Source organism: Enterococcus sp. DIV1444a, from assembly GCF_051712125.1.
Taxonomy (GTDB): Bacteria; Bacillota; Bacilli; order Lactobacillales; family Enterococcaceae; genus Enterococcus; species Enterococcus faecalis.
The window spans coordinates 490,568-507,535 of sequence record NZ_JBIOOG010000001.1; the positions used below are offsets into that span (position 1 = coordinate 490,568).

Below are 16,968 nucleotides of genomic sequence, written 5' to 3' on the forward strand. Positions count from 1 at the left end.
CGACAATTGTCGATGTGCTTTTTTATTGTTGCGATTCACGTATTTTTTTCTTGAAATAATAAATCGTGCTCCCCAAAATGAATAGAAAAACCAGCGTGATGCTACTCACCAGTTTCCAAGGAAAATTGGTGTGCTTTTCGGGTGGGAGGTTGACGGCGGTAGCATTGTATTTTTTAGCTTCTTTTTCTTGGATGACCAAGTGTTTTTCCCATGAATAGTCTTGATAACCATCGTTTGCTTTAATTTTTACAGTATAATTTCCAGGGACAAAAGGTTGTTCCTTTAAGTCAATCCGATAATTAAAATTTGTATTAGGAGCCATTGTTAACGACTCTTGGTGATTTTCGTAGCGAGGTTTGGTTTCTTTTTCATAATATAAAGAGGCATCGACTTGTAATTTTTTAATCATAGCCGCTTGTTTGTTTTGGAGATTCATTAATACGCGGTTACGACCGTTAGCTTGATCGGTTTTTACTTCATTTAAAGATAATTCTGGCTGAACAGGTTCATCTGTTTCACTAAGTAAGACGCCGACTACATAAGAAAAACGATTATTGATGGCCACGCCGTTTTCTGAGTGAGCAGGTTGTTCATCTGACTTTTGTTCAAAGTAGAGTCCTCCTAAAATATACCCATTAAATGGTTTTTCCGGTAAAGTAAGCTGACATTCAACAATCTTTGTTGAGTGTTTAGGTAGGTGGATTTCTTTTGGTAATTGTGCAATCTCATTAAAGGTAAAAGGTGCAGATGGGTCTTTTTTTGTTTTAGCATGAGAATAATCTGCCAAGCCATTATCATTAGTAATCGCTGCATTGGCTGAAGCTAGCACGGTAATGTCGTTGGCTGTTTGATTCGTTAGTTCGATTTGTAGCTTTTGTGTTTGGTTTGGAGCGACACGTAAATCAAAATAACTGGTCTCTTTGGTTCGTTGATTGTCGGGTAAAATGGCTTTTATAGAAAAAGTCATTTCGCTTGCTTCTACAGAATAAGAGCCAATAAAAAATAAAAAAATGATGACGCTAATAGCATGGAGCCATTTAAAAAGCTGCTGATTCATAGTGTGCACTCCTTTTTGACAATATTTTATAAGAAGGTATTGCACGAAGTTGTTTCATGCAATACCTTGTTTGTCTTCTTTTAAAGTGGTGTATCATCCAAAATCCAAGTAAGCGTTGTTTTATATTGTTTAGCTGCAACTTTTTTTGTTGTCGCAGGAACCGTTAATTGAATGCCTTGAGCAGCGGTCGCTCCGCTACCAAAAGCTAATGTCCAAGTGCCCATTCCTGTTGAAAGAGCGGCAGTCGCCACAGGAGAAGTGGCGGTACCAGTTGGATCCAAGGTTACTGGAACCGTTAATGGCGCCAAAGAAAGTAACTGTGTTGAATTGGGTGTTGCTGCTAAAAAGGTCAAGGACGCATTATCCAAAACAGCGGGTGTTGAATCACTTGTAGCAAATTGCGCACTCTGTTTAACTGATAATTTCCAGCCAAGATTTAGACCACGTTTGTCAGTTACTTGAACATAGTTTGGCACGCTAATTAAATCGCCAGTACTATTTTGCACTTGGTCCAGTTGTGCCGAAAAGATTGCTGTTCCGGCTTGAATTTGTTTTGACCCAAAATGGATATTTGAAACATAGTCAATACTAAGGGGTCCGGCTGTACCAGGTTGATGAGGATCAGCAGGATTAGGTGTCACAGGCTGAGACGGGTTCGTCGGACTGACAGGTGACGTGACAGTATTATCAAGAGCAAAAGTAATATCAGCGTTAGATTGAATAGAAGCGACTTGAGCAGCTTCAACTTTTGGACTATTTAAAAGCATAAGAGGCGTAGCAACGAACAAAATGCTTGAAATGCGCACGATCTTTTTCATTTTTGTTCCTTCTTTCTTGTTTATTTTTAACTTTTAAAAAAGCTAAATCCTAATTAGAGGGGTGTATCAGAAAGAATCCATTGTAATTCGGCAGTGTAAGATTCTTTGACCGTTAAATTAAGGTCAGGAGCAACGCTTAAAAAAAGTCCATTTTGTTGGTTCCAAGGAATTTCTACATTGTTATCGTCCGTTGCGGTGTATTGATAAACATCGGTTGCTAAAGAGGTGATAGGAAAATCACTGCCATTTTTTCGATAAATGAAAGCTTGTTGGATCGTTTTATTTGTAGAAGTTGAATGCATGGGCTGACTTTCTCTTACCAACAAATGCCACGGTGTTTTTGCAACTCGACCATCGGCAATGAGGAAAGGAGCGCTGATGGTCGATGGTGAGTATATGGTTCGTTTGCTGGGAAAAGGTAAATTTTTAAAGGAAACTGTAGTTGGCATCTGCACAAAACGGAGGGTACCGTTTTTGATGGGTAGAGACTGTTCCTTAGTGATTGGTGTAATTGGTGTTCCGCCACCATCATTGCCAGTAACTGTGCTAGAAAATAAAAGAAATTGGTTTATCAATTCTTCTGTAACCGTTGCTGTATATTGCAAGGTGAATTGTGTATTGGCTTCCGTAAAATTATCTGCTGGCAGCGAATTATGATAACTCCAATACTGCAAACCAGTGGAACTATCAGTTAAAAGTTGAAGCCCAGCTATTGGCGTACTTAAACCTGTTGCTGATTGTTTTGTTAATGTAGCAGCTGAAAGTTGGGTCAGTCCTTTAGGCACCGTTGCTCGTAATTGCTGATTCATCCACGTTGCTGGTTGATTGGTTAAACGTGTGGTTAACGTAAAACGAATGATTTGACCACTTAAGACAGAGTTTGCGGCTTCCCAGAGCCCTTGTGCATTTTTCCGCTCAATGGTTTGCGTGACCGCTAGCTGAGGCACAGGATAAGCAACTGTTTGAGAAACAGTAGAACTGGTTAGCAAAGGCAGACCAGTGCGATTGCTGAGACCTTGAATCCACAAGCTGACCGTTTCTCCTCCTTGGAAAGTAGGTAAATTAGCAAATTGAAAATGGCCATTGGAATCTAAGGACGTTGTGTAAATAGAACCACCATTTATTTGTACTTTAACTTGATAGGTTCCGTTAGATGCTTGAGAAGCTTTACCTGAAAGTTGAGTTGAGCCGGCATTAGCGACTACATTTGTGACTGGTTGGATTGACCAATTGACACTTTGTTCAGCTGAGGGGCTGCTTTGAATATAGTCGGTTGACGTTTTTGAACGAGCAAAGACAATTGTAGAGAGCGTGTCGCCATATTCTAATGGTGAAGCTAAAGTGGTCGAGAAATTTCCGGCTGCCTCAACAGAAATCCCCTTTACCACAATGGGGGTAGTGGTCCCATCATGGCGGTTCAAGATTAATTGAACAGAGTAGCTATAGTTTGGATCTTGGACTTGTTGAATGGTTCCTGCTACAGTAGTTTCCAGATGGTTTGGTTGAGTTAGTTTGGCTGGTGTGACTTGAGGAACGGGATAATTACCTAAACTAAGTTGAGCTTTGCTAATCACACCTGTTTTTGTATTATTCCCAATAATAATATTAATTGCGCCTAATCCAGTGCCGACATCTGTAAAGGTCCCTCGAATCGGATAATCTTTGCCGTTAAGAGCAGGAGGGATAGAAATTCCTCGTTTATAAAGTGCGCCGACATCAAACGAAATGGCGGCAGACCATTTGGTTCCGGGAAGCAACACCAAGGTGCTACTTGGAAAAGTCAGATAAACAGAATGATACGTGCTACTATAAGAGAGGCTGACACCGTTAGTTGAACTGTGAATATCTTGAGTGGCTGTTCCTGGATAACTGACGGTTCCTGTTAAAAGAGTCAGAAAATCTTGTTGCTTTAGAGGGTCGTTATTTAACTGGTTTGAAATTTCTGTAGGAAGTTGAATAGCAATAATCGGCCGATCATTAATTGCTAAGCCGATAAGTGTCACACTGTATTCATACGAAAGCATGATAATATCTTGGTTATACGTTCCCGTGCTTAAGGTACTTTTCAAGCTGCTATTACCAACAGAAACACTAGCTGGCGCAGGTGCTATAGGTTCATCGTTTTCAGAGGAAGTGTGTGTTTGCTCGGTTTCTTGATTCGCAATATCGGTTATTTGAGTTGTTTGTTGTTCTGTTGAAACTGAGGTAAATGTTTCACTAAAAGTAGAGGCATGAGTTGCAGGGTCCAGTGTTTCAGAATGAGTAATCAACGGTTGAGTCAGCAATAAAAAAAGCCATGATATGATGCAAGAAAAGATGCCCCAGACGAACTTATTCAAAACCATCACCTCCTTTTTTGATATTATATGTATAATGATGAAAATATATAATACGTGAATATTGAGTACATACATTCTATAATGGTCCATCAATAAAGTAAAGCGATTACATCGGGTAGGAAACAAGATATTTTGTTCACAATCTTTTAGGATTTTAAGAAGGGAATTTCTCGAAATTCTATGTTTTTTAATCCGAAAAAATTAAAAAACTGATAGTTTGCTAAAAATCGCGTCTTTCTTTCACTTCTTAGCACTTAAAATATTTACATTTTCCTAGGGATAGTGTACTATTTAAAGGTATGCATAAATAAAGTTTGATGTATAAAATTAAATGTTATTCGGAGGGAAACAAATGTCTGCGAAATGGGAAAAAAAAGGCACTAATGATGGTGTATTAACTTTTTCAATCGAACAAGCAGTAATCGAAAAAGGATTAACGCAAGCGTTCAATAAAGTGAAAAAAAACTTAAACGTACCTGGTTTCCGTAAAGGAAAAGTATCACGTACTGTTTTTAACCGTATGTATGGAGAAGAAGCGTTATACGAAGATGCGTTAAACGCTGTTTTACCAGAAGCATATGAAGCGGCTGTATTAGAAGCAGGAATTGAACCAGTAGCACAACCAAAAATTGATGTTGAAAGCATGAATAAAGGGGAAGACTGGGTTATCACTGCTGAAGTAACTGTCAAACCTGAAGTAAAATTAGGTGAATACAAAAACTTAACAGTGTCTAAACAAGACCGTGAAGTAACAGATGAAGACGTGGAAGCACGTTTGAAACGCGAACAAGAATCTCAAGCTGAATTAGTAATCAAAGAAGATGCCGCTGCTGAAAATGGCGACACTGTAGTTATCGACTTTGAAGGCTTCTTAGGCGACGAAGCATTTGAAGGCGGCAAAGGCGAAAATTACTCATTAGAACTAGGTTCTAATTCATTCATCCCTGGCTTTGAAGACCAATTAGTTGGCAAAAAAGCTGGCGAAGAAGTAGAAGTAAACGTTACTTTCCCTGAAGATTACCAAGCAGAAGATTTAGCTGGTAAAGAAGCAGTCTTCAAAGTTACTGTTCATGAAGTAAAAGCAAAAGAATTACCAGAATTGGATGATGAATTTGCAAAAGACGTTGACGATTCAGTAGAATCATTAGACGAATTAAAAGAAAAATTCCGTAAAGAATTAACAGAAGCAAAAGAAGCAGCTGCTGAAGAAGCAAAAGACGAAGAAGCGATTCGTTTAGCTGTTGAAAATGCTGAAATCGTTGAATTACCACACGTCATGGTTCACGACGAAGTTCACCGTTCAATGGATGAATTCTTAAACAACATGCAACGTCAAGGAATTTCTCCTGAAATGTACTACCAATTAACTGGTTCTACAGAAGAAGATTTACACAAACAATTTGAAGGCGAAGCAGAAACACGCACAAAAACAAACTTAGTGATTGAAGCAGTTGCCAAAGCTGAAAACATCGAAGTAACACAAGAAGACATCGATGCTGAAGTGAAAGATTTAGCAGAACAATACAACATGCCTGAAGCGCAAGTACGTAAAGTATTAAACAACGACATGTTAGAACACGATATTCGTATGAAACGTGCTGTTGAAACAATTACTGAAACAGCTGTTGAAAAATAAACATTTTTAATAAGCTCTTCATTCGATAGAGTTTTCTAAAACTGTAGATGGAAGGTGTCTTTCATCTACAGTTTTTTTCATATAAAATAACTTTTGAAAGGATGTGTCAAAATGGATAAAAATTATTCGAAAATTAAATATGGATTAGTGGTGTTTGGCATCTTATGCTTGACGTACAATCTCTGGGAATTTTTTACGGCTAAGTATTCAACAAAACAAGGTGTGACGTTTGTTATCGAATGTTTACTTGGAATTGGTCTGATCTTTTTACCGGATCTTGTCAATAAATTTTTAAAAATTATTATGCCACCGACTATCGTTTATTTTTACTGGTTTTTCTTATTTATTTCAGTATTCCTAGGAACCTCGTTGCATATGATTTCAATCATTTCGTTCTGGGATAAAATTTTACACTTTGTTAGTCCGATGCTGTTAACTGCTGTTGGTTATGGTATTGCTGGTTTCCTATTGAAGAAAACGAAGTACGCCGATGTTTCCCCGTGGTTATTTTTATTATTTGGGTTTGCATTTGCAGGGCTTTGTGGCGTCTTCTGGGAATTCTGGGAATTTATCTGCGATTCATTAGGAAACATGAACTTACAACGCTATAATATGTCCAACGGCCAACCATTTATTGGGCGTGCTGCTTTGATGGATACGATGGGGGATTTATTTACCAATACGCTTGGGGCCTTTGTGATGGGCGTGTATACGTATATCAGAAGCAAAGGAAATCCTGAGTATTTAGAAAATTATGCGATAAAGAGAAAATAATAAAAAAGCGATTCAACCATGGTTGAATCGCTTTTTTGCTGTTTTTTTAAGCAGGTACTTCGACAGGTTTTTTCAAAAGTCCGTAGACAATTCCTGAAATAATTGCACCAATTAAGATGAACAATAGATATAGTAATGGATTACTTAATAGGAAGACAACGAAGATTCCTCCATGTGGCGCCAATAATTTGATACCAAACGCACCAACCAACGCACCAGTAAAGACAGAACCTACCACGAAACTTGGAATCACACGTAATGGGTCAGCTGCTGCAAAAGGAATTGCCCCTTCAGTGACAAAAGAAAGGCCCATTACAATATTGGTTAAGCCAGCGTCTTGTTGATCTTTTGTAAATTTGTTTTTAAATAAACGAGTTGCTACGAAAATTGCTAATGGAGGAACCATTCCGCCAGCCATTACAGAAGCCATGACCACGCTGCCACCTTCTGCGACAGTACTTGCTAGCGTAGCTGTACCGAAAACATAAGCAGCTTTGTTAACTGGTCCACCTAAGTCGATGGCCATCATACCAGCTAATAAGGCACCAAGTAAAGCTGCATTTGTGCCGTCTAAGCCAAGTAGGAAATGATTTAACGCATCGTTAATTGCTTTCATCGGGATGTTAATGACTAACATTAATAAGCCCGTAATAATCAAACCAAAAACTGGATAGAATAAAATGGTTTTAATTCCATCTAATGATTTTGGCAAGCCTTTGAAGACTTTACGTAAAAGAACCACTACATAACCAGCTAAGAAACCACCGATTAGGGCACCAAGGAACCCAGCTCCGCCAGCGTTTGCTAACGCACCAGCGGCGAAACCAGCAACTAAGCCTGGACGATCCCCAATACTAGAAGCAATAAAACCAGCTAAGACAGGTAACATAAAGCCAAATGCTGCGCCACCAATTTGGTTAAACCAGCTAGCTACGTCATTGTAATTACCTAAGTTGGCTAATTGATCTTGAGGAACCCCGATAAATTGATCAATCATAAAGGAAAGAGCAATGGCAATTCCGCCACCAATAACGAAAGGTAACATATGAGAAACACCATTCATTAAATCTTTATAGATACGAGAACCGATGGAACCTTCCGCCGAATCCTCTTGGTCGCTTGCAGCCGAGTCACTGCCATGGAAAGTAGGAGCTTCACCACTAATGGCTAAGTTAATTAGTTCTTCAGTTTTACGAATTCCATCACTGACGGGACGATTGACTAATTTTTTACCATCAAACCGATTCATTTCTACTTTTTTATCGGCTGCGACAATCACGCCATCAGCACGAGCAATATCTTCAGCAGTTAAACGATTTTTAATTCCTTCTGAACCGTTTGTTTCTACTTTAATGTCTACGCCCATTTCTTTTGCTTTTTTCTTCAGCGCATCTTCGGCCATGTAAGTATGAGCAATTCCTGTAGGACAAGCAGTCACAGCAATAATATATTTACGATTGCTTTCTGGTGCCGGTGTTGTTTGTTCTTGTTCCGCTTTTTCTTCCGCTTCTTTTTGATCTTCTGCTGCTTGGAAAAGAGTTTGTACTGCTTCTGGAGTTTCCGCTTCTTTCAATTTGCCAACAAAGTCTGGATCGATAAGTAATCGAGAAAGGGCCGCAAGCGCTTGGAGATGTGTATCATTAGCGCCTTCTGGAGCAGCAATCATGAAGAATAGATAAGTAGGTTGTCCATCTAGTGCTTCATAATCAACACCTTTTTTACTTTTAGCGAAAAGAACTGTCGGTTCTTTTACGGCACTGTTTTTTGCGTGAGGCATAGCGATGCCGTCGCCTAAACCAGTCGATGTTTGTGCTTCGCGTTTTAAAATTCCTTCTTTGTAAGTGTCAATGTCAGAGATGCGGCCACCATCGTATAATTTTTGGACCATTTCATCAATCGCGCCTTTTTTATCAGTCGCTTGTAAATCCATAATCATGACATCTTTTATTAATAAATCATTAATGTTCACTCTATTTTCCTCCCTTAGTGGATTTATTCTGAAATTTTTTCAATTGTTACTTCGTGAATAAGTTCTTGGATAAAATCTTCTGAGGCTAAATCATCAGAAAAAGCAGTCGCGCTACCGCAAGCGACACCCCATTTGAAAGCCTCTAAAGGATCTTGTGTTTTTGAAAAGTTGCCAATAAAACCAGCAATCATTGAGTCGCCAGCGCCGACTGAATTTTTCAGTGGGCGTTTTAAAACGTTGGAACGATAAACACCTTCTGTTGTGAAAAGTAATGCACCATCACCAGCCATTGAGATAATTACGTGTTGTGCTCCTTTTTCTAGTAACCGATGTCCATAAGGTATAATGTCTTCAACACTTGTAAAGGTTGTATGATATAATTCTGCCAACTCATGATTATTTGGTTTGACCAATAAAGGCTTTTGTGCCAAAGCATTCATTAAATCTTCACCTGTCGTATCAATAACAAATTCTGCGCCTTTTTCCTTCACAATTTGGATTAATTCTTCGTAAAATCCTTTGCGTAGAGAAGCAGGTGTACTTCCTGAAAGAACAACAATATCACCAGCCTGAACACGACTAACTGCTTGTTTTAGTTCTTGAATTTCTTCGTTTGTTAGGGCAGGTCCTAGGCCGTTAATTTCTGTTTCAGTATCTGATTTCAATTTAATGTTGATCCGTGTATCAGCCGACACGGGAGTGAAATTCGTTTGGATTTCTTCTTTTTTCAACCAATCGGCAATGAATGAGCCGGTAAAACCACCTAAAAAACCTAAGGCCGTGGATTCTGTCTCCATGCGTTTTAAAATACGTGAAACGTTGATTCCTTTGCCACCAGGTAATTTAAAATCATTCGTCATCCGATTCAAATCACCAATTTGTAGATGATCGACATGAACGATAAAGTCGATAGAAGGGTTTAAAGTCACTGTGTAAATCATTTATTTGCCTCCATTAAAATAGTTTTTTGCTGGAATCTTTGAAGTGATTCAGCAGGACAGTAGTCCGTTAATAAAGTAACTGCCTCTAATTCTTCCACTTTGGTAAACGTTACTTCGTTAAATTTTGTATGATCCAGTAACACATAGGCTGTTTCTGCTTGATGGATAGCCAAGGCTTTTAATGCGGCTTCTTCGGGATCAGGCGTGGTTAAACCAAACTCTAAATGTGCGCCGTTAGTTCCTAAAAAAGCTTTGTTAAAACGAAAATGTTGTAGCTGTTCCATACTAGTGGCACCAATGATTGCTTTAGTGGAGAGCTTCAAAGTACCACCGAGCATAATAGTGGGAATTTCCATATCGCTAAGTTTTGCTGCGTGATGCACGGAATTCGTCACTACATGGATTTGTTTTCCAACTAAAAAAGGGATCATTTCTAACGTGGTTGAACCAGCATCTAAATAGATCATATCGCCATCTTGTACACAACTAGCGGCTAAAGCAGCAATTTTTTGCTTTTCGTGCGTGTTTTTGCTCGATTTTTCCGTCATGTTTTGTTCAAAGCCTAAATTAAGAATACGCTTGGCGCCACCGTGAATGCGTTCTAACAAATTGGCGTCTTCTAATTCTTGTAAATCGCGGCGGATTGTGGATTCTGAAGCATTGAACAAGCTAGCAAGTTCTTGTGATTTGACGACTGATTTTTGATCTAACAATTGTAAAATTTTTTGATGTCGTTCTTCCGTAAGCATTTTCATCCCTCATTTCATGGATATAATAGCACAAATGAAAACGCTAATCAATCTAAAACGGTCAAAAACATTCAAAAAAATTAAAAAACAGTCATAAGAAAAAAAGAAAGCTGCTGAACCTGGGTTCAGCAGCTTTCTTTAATTCACTAAATCATTCGGTAAAGTTTTTTGATAAATCTCTTTTTTGACTTGGTAAGCGAGTTTTTCATCGGTCAAAATAATGAGCACATCGCCAACATGCATAACAGTATCACCATGTGTTAAAATTTCCGATTCGCCACGGCGAATGGAAGTGAGCAACATTTGTTTAGGCCAGACAAAATCACGTACCATCGTATCATCTAAGGAACTTTCTGCAGTGATAGGTAATTCAATAATCGTTTTGTGGCCACGAATATTACTTACTTTAGAAGGAACCAAACGTTCTAATAAGCTTTCATAAATTGGCTTGCCGCCAAGACTATCGATGGTAATATAACTAACTAAAGCGACAACCCCTAAAGACATTAAATGAGAAAAATTGCCGACCATTTCTGTTACTAAAATAATCGCTGTTAACGGTGCTTTGCCGATCGCAGTAAAATAACCAGCCATGGCAAAAATTAAAAAGTTTTTCACAAAAATTGGATCCATCCCTACGTATTGGACAAGTAGACTGCCATACAATGTTCCGATAATGGCACCTAAAGTTAGAATAGGCAAGAAAATACCACCAGGGAGATTCGAACCGTAAGAAACCATTGAAAAAACAAAACGTAAAACCAGTAAGCCGACTAAAGCCCAAATGGTGGCTGGTTGATTGCCTAAAGCTAAAACAATTTGATTCCCACCGCCAAGTAAATGTGGAAAGAAATAACCAATCGGTAAAATCAAAATAAAAGGAACAAAACCATAATAATTAGAAGAAAGGCCTTTGATTTTTCCATATACTTTTGGTAAGGACAACAATGTTTTTTGATATATCCAACCTAATAATCCTAGCAAAACGCCCAGCAGGACTAATGTCCAGTAGTACTCTAAAGGCAAAGATTTAACGGGACCAATATAAAGAACTGGTTGCAATCCGAAGAAATGCAAAGAAACAAAGTTAGCGGAAATGGCCGCAGAAAAAGAGGTTAACCAAACTAAAGGTGAAAAGGAATGGTGAACCTCTTCTAGAACAAATAAAAGTCCTGCGATTGGTGCATTAAAAGCGGCGGCTAAACCAGCACTGGCACCACTACTGATTAAAATTTTTTCTTCAGACTTGGTGCTTTGCCGCCATTGACTATAGCCTTGTCCAACCACGGCACCTAGTTGAATTGAAGGACCTTCACGTCCCAAAAATAGCCCAGGACTAATCGCTAAGATCCCACCGATAAATTTTTTCCAAAGCACTGGCAACCAGTGAATTTCTAATTGACCTTGGAGTTGTCCTTCCACTTGGGGGATGCCACTGCCTTTAATTGCTGGTTCGCTCTTAATCAGTCGTCCTAATAAATAAGCAAGCACGAGAGAAAATAAGAACCAAGGAATCATCCAAAAGGGTTTTTCGTGAAACATTTGATACAGGTGAACGACTTGTTCGCCAATTTTTTCAATGCCTAAGCGAAATAAGCTGACAACAAAGCCGACAAGAATTCCGACGACGATGCCTTTAAGGATAAAGCCGATTCGGGTACCATCTAATTGTTTAATTTCATGTACATCATTATTCATTTCATTTTTAGCCTCCATCACTACTTACTAATGTACTGCGGTTTGACTTGATTTACAAGAAAATTTCATATAAAAAGAAAAAGATTTTTTGTTCTTTTCTAAAGAACTTCAAAGGGATTTTTGGTATACTGTATAAGATTGAAAAAAGAGAGAGGACGTTTAATATGACACAAAAACATGCCTTGGTTCAGGGAATGAATCCTCGACAAGAAGAAGCCGTTTTGCATACAGAAGGACCACTGTTAGTCATGGCTGGTGCTGGTAGTGGAAAAACGCGGGTTTTAACACACCGAATTGCCTATCTAATTGAGGAAAAAGAAGTAAATCCATGGAATATTTTGGCGATTACGTTTACCAATAAAGCTGCTAAAGAAATGAAAGAGCGTGTAAATAAATTACTGGCAACGGGTGGCGAAGATGTATGGGTCTCCACTTTTCACTCCATGTGTGTAAGAATTTTACGTCGTGATGTTGATCAGATTGGCTACAACCGTAATTTTACAATTATTGACCCATCGGAACAAAAAACATTAATGAAACGCATCTTAAACGACTTAAATATTGATTCAAAAAAATATGATCCTCGCTCAATTTTAGGTACGATTAGCAATGCCAAAAATGAATTACAAACGCCTGAAAAAGTTGCTGAAATGCAAGGTTCCTTGTATGAAGAAATTGTCGCAAAATGCTATGAAGCCTATCAAAAAGAATTACGCAAAAACCAATGTATGGATTTTGATGATTTGATTATGAATACGATTCGTTTATTCAATGAACAACCAGATACGTTAGCTTTCTACCAAAATAAATTTCACTATATTCATGTGGATGAATACCAAGATACCAATCATGCACAATATACCTTAGTCAATTTATTGGCTGCACGTTTCAAAAATCTGTGTGTCGTAGGTGATGCCGACCAAAGTATCTATGGTTGGCGCGGGGCGGATATGCAAAATATCTTGGATTTTGAAAAAGATTATCCAGATGCCAGTGTAATTTTGCTAGAACAAAATTATCGATCCACCAAAAACATTTTGGCGGCTGCGAATGATGTCATCAAAAATAACCGTAACCGCCGCGAGAAAGAACTGTGGACAGAAAATATAGACGGTGAAAAAATTGTCTATTATCGTGGGGACACAGAACGGGATGAAACACAATTTATCGTGAGCCAAATCCAAAAAGAAATGCGGGAAAATGACCGAATTTATGGTGATTTTGCGGTTTTATATCGGACCAATGCTCAATCCCGTGTAGTGGAAGAAATGCTCTTGAAATCTAATATTCCGTATACCATGGTGGGCGGACATAAATTCTACGACCGTAAAGAAATTAAAGATATTTTGGCTTATTTAAGTTTGATTGCCAATCCAGATGATTCAATCAGCTTTGAACGAATTGTCAATGAACCAAAACGAGGAATTGGTAAAAGTTCAATTGAAAAATTACGGCTATTTGCGGATACGCATGGTTGGGCTTTGCTGGAAGCTGCCCAAAATGTTGATTTGGCAAATATTTCAGGAAAAGCGGGTAAAGAGCTTGGCAATTTTGGCATGATGATTCAAGATTTAACGAAAACAGTGCCGTATTTAACGATTACAGAATTGGTGAAAGAAACTTTACAACGTAGTGGTTATCGGGAAGCCTTGATGGCGCAAAATAATTTAGAGTCTCAAGCTCGCTTAGAAAACTTGGACGAATTTTTATCTGTGACACAAGAATTTGATAAACGTTTTGAATCACAAAATAACGACGATCCAAATGGCGAAGAAACAAAATTGGCGGATTTTTTAACAGATTTAGCCTTGGTTTCTGATTTAGATAATTTAGAAGAGAGCTCTTCACAAGTAACCTTAATGACGTTGCATGCGGCCAAAGGGCTGGAATTTCCAGTGGTCTTTTTAATGGGCTTAGAAGAAGGAGTTTTCCCTTTATCACGTGCTATGTTAGAAGAAAGTGAACTGGAAGAAGAACGGCGTTTGGCTTATGTTGGTATCACACGAGCGGAAGAAGCCCTGTTCTTAACGAATGCATATTCGAGAACGTTATATGGTCGCACGCAATATAATCGACCAAGTCGCTTTTTAGAAGAAATTGAGGCGGAGCGTTTAATGAAACAAGGGGCGGCAGCCAATTTACAGAAAGCTCCAGCGCGCACCTTTGATCCTAAAGTATTTAAGCCTGGTGCAAGTAAACCAGCTTACACACAGCCAGCTACAAAATCAGTCAGCAACAAAGTGGCAAGTGGTGGCGAAAAAGTTTCCTGGCAAGCAGGTGACAAAGTCCAACATAAAGCATGGGGCGTTGGCACAGTCGTTCGTGTAGGTGGTTCGGCCAAAGACTTAGAGTTGGACATTGCTTTCCCAGAGAAAGGCATTAAACGGTTGTTAGCGGCATTTGCGCCAATTGAAAAAATTTAACATGCAAAATAGGTCAGCGATTTAATGAGAAATCATCATTAGATAAATTCTTTTTATTTTCTATCTTAGTGTAAATGTGTTAAAAAGACGATAGGAGCATTACACTTATGAGGAGGAGTTCTACGATGGAACAACAACCATTAACATTAACGGCGGCGACAACTCGTGCGCAAGAATTAAGAAAACAACTCAATCAATATTCCCATGAATATTATGTCAAAGATCAACCATCCGTAGAAGATTATGTTTACGATCGTTTGTATAAAGAGTTAGTCGATATTGAAACGGAGTTTCCTGATTTAATCACGCCAGATTCGCCGACACAACGTGTAGGTGGCAAAGTTTTATCTGGTTTTGAAAAAGCTCCGCATGACATTCCAATGTATAGTTTAAATGATGGGTTTAGCAAGGAAGACATTTTTGCTTTTGATGAACGTGTTCGTAAGGCGATTGGTAAACCCGTTGCTTACTGTTGTGAGTTAAAAATTGATGGTTTGGCAATTTCATTACGTTATGAAAACGGGGTGTTTGTACGCGGAGCAACACGAGGCGATGGAACGGTTGGTGAAAACATTACAGAGAACTTACGAACGGTTCGCTCTGTACCAATGCGTTTAACGGAGCCCATTTCAGTGGAAGTTCGTGGTGAGTGCTACATGCCTAAACAATCCTTTGTCGCATTGAATGAAGAACGTGAAGAAAATGGTCAAGATATTTTTGCCAATCCTCGGAATGCAGCGGCGGGAAGCTTGCGCCAATTAGATACAAAAATTGTGGCGAAACGGAACTTAAATACGTTTTTATACACAGTTGCTGACTTTGGACCAATGAAAGCGAAGACGCAGTTTGAGGCACTAGAAGAGCTTTCTGCAATTGGTTTTAGAACCAATCCCGAACGGCAATTATGTCAGTCAATCGATGAAGTTTGGGCCTATATTGAAGAATACCATGAAAAGCGGAGCACTTTGCCATACGAAATCGATGGAATTGTGATTAAAGTGAACGAATTTGCGTTGCAAGATGAATTAGGTTTCACTGTCAAAGCACCTCGCTGGGCGATTGCCTATAAATTTCCACCAGAAGAAGCAGAGACAATAGTGGAAGATATTGAATGGACAATTGGGCGAACGGGGGTGGTCACTCCTACTGCGGTGATGGCTCCTGTACGAGTCGCGGGAACTACGGTTAGTCGAGCAAGTTTGCATAATGCAGATTTTATTCAAATGAAAGATATCCGTTTAAATGATCATGTTATTATTTACAAAGCCGGCGATATTATCCCAGAAGTAGCGCAAGTCCTAGTTGAAAAACGTGCAGCCGATAGTCAGCCTTATGAAATGCCGACACATTGTCCGATTTGTCATAGTGAGTTGGTGCATTTAGATGAGGAAGTGGCGTTACGTTGTATTAATCCTAAATGCCCTGCGCAAATTAAAGAAGGGCTGAATCACTTTGTCTCACGAAACGCAATGAACATTGATGGCTTGGGGCCACGAGTGTTAGCACAAATGTATGACAAAGGATTAGTGAAAGATGTAGCGGATCTGTATTTCTTAACAGAAGAACAGTTAATGACTTTGGATAAAATCAAAGAAAAATCAGCAAACAACATTTATATCGCCATTCAAGAGAGCAAAGAAAACTCTGTCGAACGTTTGATTTTTGGCTTAGGGATTCGCCATGTGGGTGCGAAAGCGGCGAAAATTTTAGCGGAGCATTTTGGTGATTTACCAACCTTAAGTCGAGCAACTGCGGAAGAAATTGTGGCTTTGGATTCAATTGGCGAAACAATCGCAGACAGCGTCGTAACGTATTTTGAAAATGAGGAAGTTCATGAACTAATGGCTGAACTGGAAAAAGCCCAAGTGAACTTGACATATAAAGGTCTCCGGACAGAGCAATTAGCAGAAGTGGAGTCACCTTTCAAAGACAAAACAGTTGTTTTAACAGGGAAATTAACGCAGTACACCCGCGAAGAAGCCAAAGAAAAAATTGAAAATCTTGGTGGAAAAGTTACAGGCAGTGTTTCGAAAAAAACTGACATTGTGGTTGCTGGCGAAGATGCTGGCAGTAAATTAACCAAAGCTGAAAGCTTAGGCGTGACTGTTTGGAATGAACAAGAAATGGTCGATGCGTTAGATGCAAGTCATTTTTAAGAAGAAAAATTAACGTTGTCAGATTTTATGTAGTAATTTGATGGTATACTTATTTTAGTCATAAAAGTTATCTGAACGAGGACTTTCTGAGTTGAGAAAGGAGGTTGATGCGTATGCTCAATTCTTCTTACCTTAATGAAAGGAGCAATATTTTTGTCCGTTGAAGCAGCGTTAGGACTGATGATTGGTTTTGCAACACTTGTTGTAACCATTATCTTCAGTATCCTCGCGCTTGTCTCAGACAACAAAAATAACCGTTCATAAGCTTTGACGAGCTGAACGGTTACGCAGTTGAAATAAAAGTAGTAACTCAGTAAGCCACCAGTTCTTATAACTGGGAATGGCTACTAGAGAGGTATGTTCCTGCATATCTCTCTTTTCATTTTCATAATAACATATTTCCGTCAT

The 16,968-nt window shown here is 38.9% G+C and carries 13 protein-coding genes; 5 read left to right on the forward strand and 8 right to left on the reverse strand.

Going from position 1 to position 16,968, the window contains the following annotated elements; genetic code table 11:
• Nucleotides 1-22: 22 nt before the first annotated feature.
• From IGI87_RS02610 to IGI87_RS02620, 3 genes are all read right to left on the reverse strand, one after another.
• On the reverse strand, nucleotides 23-1,057 hold the full coding sequence (locus IGI87_RS02610) for a DUF916 and DUF3324 domain-containing protein (RefSeq protein WP_438736180.1): 1,035 nt from the start codon (nucleotides 1,055-1,057) through the stop codon (nucleotides 23-25).
• An 80-nt stretch (nucleotides 1,058-1,137) separates the two neighbouring features.
• Entirely contained in the window at nucleotides 1,138-1,875 is a 738-nt protein-coding gene (locus IGI87_RS02615) for a WxL domain-containing protein (RefSeq protein WP_438736181.1), read from the reverse strand.
• A 53-nt stretch (nucleotides 1,876-1,928) separates the two neighbouring features.
• Nucleotides 1,929-4,304: a hypothetical protein gene (locus IGI87_RS02620; RefSeq protein WP_438737385.1), complete on the reverse strand. Its 2,376-nt coding sequence runs from the start codon at nucleotides 4,302-4,304 to the stop codon at nucleotides 1,929-1,931.
• A 262-nt stretch (nucleotides 4,305-4,566) separates the two neighbouring features.
• On the opposite strand from IGI87_RS02620, the gene tig reads away from it, so the two are divergent.
• Both tig and IGI87_RS02630 read left to right on the forward strand, forming a co-directional pair.
• Nucleotides 4,567-5,850 (forward strand): trigger factor, encoded by a 1,284-nt coding sequence (gene tig / locus IGI87_RS02625; RefSeq protein ID WP_002355556.1) that lies wholly within the window; start codon nucleotides 4,567-4,569, stop codon nucleotides 5,848-5,850.
• A gap of 111 nt (nucleotides 5,851-5,961) precedes the next feature.
• Nucleotides 5,962-6,624, forward strand: coding sequence for a hypothetical protein (locus IGI87_RS02630; protein ID WP_002366175.1), 663 nt, complete (start codon nucleotides 5,962-5,964; stop codon nucleotides 6,622-6,624).
• Nucleotides 6,625-6,670: 46 nt separating this feature from the next.
• Here the strand turns inward: IGI87_RS02630 and IGI87_RS02635 are convergent, their stop codons facing one another.
• The 4 genes from IGI87_RS02635 to IGI87_RS02650 form a co-directional block, all read right to left on the reverse strand.
• A complete protein-coding gene (locus tag IGI87_RS02635) occupies nucleotides 6,671-8,593 on the reverse strand; it encodes a PTS fructose transporter subunit IIABC (protein ID WP_438736182.1) in 1,923 nt (640 codons plus the stop codon).
• A 23-nt stretch (nucleotides 8,594-8,616) separates the two neighbouring features.
• Nucleotides 8,617-9,534: a 1-phosphofructokinase gene (pfkB, locus tag IGI87_RS02640; RefSeq protein ID WP_438736183.1), complete on the reverse strand. Its 918-nt coding sequence runs from the start codon at nucleotides 9,532-9,534 to the stop codon at nucleotides 8,617-8,619.
• On the reverse strand, nucleotides 9,531-10,283 hold the full coding sequence (locus IGI87_RS02645) for a DeoR/GlpR family DNA-binding transcription regulator (protein WP_104853958.1): 753 nt from the start codon (nucleotides 10,281-10,283) through the stop codon (nucleotides 9,531-9,533). Before IGI87_RS02645 ends, pfkB begins: the two co-directional genes overlap by 4 nt.
• Before the next feature lie 138 nt (nucleotides 10,284-10,421).
• Complete coding sequence (locus IGI87_RS02650) at nucleotides 10,422-11,981, reverse strand: ClC family H(+)/Cl(-) exchange transporter (protein ID WP_438736184.1); 1,560 nt, start codon at nucleotides 11,979-11,981, stop codon at nucleotides 10,422-10,424.
• Between the two features lie 164 nt (nucleotides 11,982-12,145).
• On the opposite strand from IGI87_RS02650, the gene pcrA reads away from it, so the two are divergent.
• Together pcrA and ligA are read left to right on the forward strand one after the other, a co-directional pair.
• Nucleotides 12,146-14,404, forward strand: coding sequence for a DNA helicase PcrA (pcrA, locus tag IGI87_RS02655; RefSeq protein ID WP_438736185.1), 2,259 nt, complete (start codon nucleotides 12,146-12,148; stop codon nucleotides 14,402-14,404).
• 125 nt (nucleotides 14,405-14,529) lie between these two features.
• Complete coding sequence (gene ligA / locus IGI87_RS02660; protein WP_104858680.1) at nucleotides 14,530-16,560, forward strand: NAD-dependent DNA ligase LigA; 2,031 nt, start codon at nucleotides 14,530-14,532, stop codon at nucleotides 16,558-16,560.
• Here the strand turns inward: ligA and IGI87_RS02665 are convergent.
• Nucleotides 16,557-16,772, reverse strand: a complete 216-nt coding sequence (locus tag IGI87_RS02665) for a hypothetical protein (protein ID WP_308659093.1) — start codon at nucleotides 16,770-16,772, stop codon at nucleotides 16,557-16,559. The two genes, ligA and IGI87_RS02665, sit on opposite strands and share 4 nt — an antisense overlap.
• Here IGI87_RS02665 and IGI87_RS02670 point away from each other — a divergent pair.
• A complete protein-coding gene (locus IGI87_RS02670; RefSeq protein ID WP_308659094.1) occupies nucleotides 16,738-16,824 on the forward strand; it encodes a hypothetical protein in 87 nt (28 codons plus the stop codon). The two genes, IGI87_RS02665 and IGI87_RS02670, sit on opposite strands and share 35 nt — an antisense overlap.
• Nucleotides 16,825-16,968: the final 144 nt, after the last annotated feature.

Bases quoted from the DNA above. Each gene is read 5' to 3' on its own strand.
- IGI87_RS02610 (WP_438736180.1), bottom strand. From the start codon at position 1,057: ATGAATCAGCAGCTTTTTAAATGGCTCCATGCTATTAGCGTCATCATT.
- IGI87_RS02615 (WP_438736181.1), bottom strand. From the start codon at position 1,875: ATGAAAAAGATCGTGCGCATTTCAAGCATTTTGTTCGTTGCTACGCCT.
- IGI87_RS02620 (WP_438737385.1), bottom strand. From the start codon at position 4,304: ATGGACCATTATAGAATGTATGTACTCAATATTCACGTATTATATATT.
- tig (WP_002355556.1), top strand. From the start codon at position 4,567: ATGTCTGCGAAATGGGAAAAAAAAGGCACTAATGATGGTGTATTAACT.
- IGI87_RS02630 (WP_002366175.1), top strand. From the start codon at position 5,962: ATGGATAAAAATTATTCGAAAATTAAATATGGATTAGTGGTGTTTGGC.
- pfkB (WP_438736183.1), bottom strand. From the start codon at position 9,534: ATGATTTACACAGTGACTTTAAACCCTTCTATCGACTTTATCGTTCAT.
- IGI87_RS02645 (WP_104853958.1), bottom strand. From the start codon at position 10,283: ATGCTTACGGAAGAACGACATCAAAAAATTTTACAATTGTTAGATCAA.
- IGI87_RS02650 (WP_438736184.1), bottom strand. From the start codon at position 11,981: ATGAATAATGATGTACATGAAATTAAACAATTAGATGGTACCCGAATC.
- pcrA (WP_438736185.1), top strand. From the start codon at position 12,146: ATGACACAAAAACATGCCTTGGTTCAGGGAATGAATCCTCGACAAGAA.
- ligA (WP_104858680.1), top strand. From the start codon at position 14,530: ATGGAACAACAACCATTAACATTAACGGCGGCGACAACTCGTGCGCAA.
- IGI87_RS02665 (WP_308659093.1), bottom strand. From the start codon at position 16,772: ATGGTTACAACAAGTGTTGCAAAACCAATCATCAGTCCTAACGCTGCT.